The sequence below is a fragment of the Bradyrhizobium uaiense genome, from assembly GCF_010811875.1.
Taxonomy (GTDB): domain Bacteria; phylum Pseudomonadota; class Alphaproteobacteria; order Rhizobiales; family Xanthobacteraceae; genus Bradyrhizobium; species Bradyrhizobium uaiense.
This window is the reverse complement of sequence record NZ_VKHP01000619.1, coordinates 1-378: the sequence shown is the minus strand read 5'-3', so window position 1 is coordinate 378 and position 378 is coordinate 1. Positions and strand designations below refer to the sequence as shown.

Annotated in this window: 1 pseudogene; it reads left to right on the top strand. The window is 71.2% G+C overall.

Annotated elements, in window-relative coordinates:
• Positions 1-193: 193 nt before the first annotated feature.
• Positions 194-378, top strand: a pseudogene (locus FNJ47_RS52175) (MurR/RpiR family transcriptional regulator); the annotation flags it as partial.

Below are 378 nucleotides of genomic sequence, written 5' to 3'. Positions count from 1 at the left end.
ACCAGTTGCCCCGCGTCGGGGCGGACCAGGCGAGCCTGGTAGGTCCACCGGCCCGCACCGCCCCGGCAGCTGCGGAAGCCTGTAATCCAGATCCGGTTGGCTGCGTGCAGCGCACGCGCGGCGTCCGGCGCAGGGCTCGCCGTTCTCCGGCCGCGCCAAGAGCCGCCGCGCCGGGCCGAATGCCGATGTCAAATTGGTGCACGACAAGCTCGAGGCTGAAGCCGCGGGGCTTGCGCGCATTTCCGCGAGCGCGATTGCGGACGCCGCGCGTGCGCTGCACGCAGCCAACCGGATCTGGATTACAGGCTTCCGCAGCTGCCGCGGCGTTGCGGACCTGTTGACCTACCAGCTTCGCCTGTTCCGCCCCGACGCGGTGCA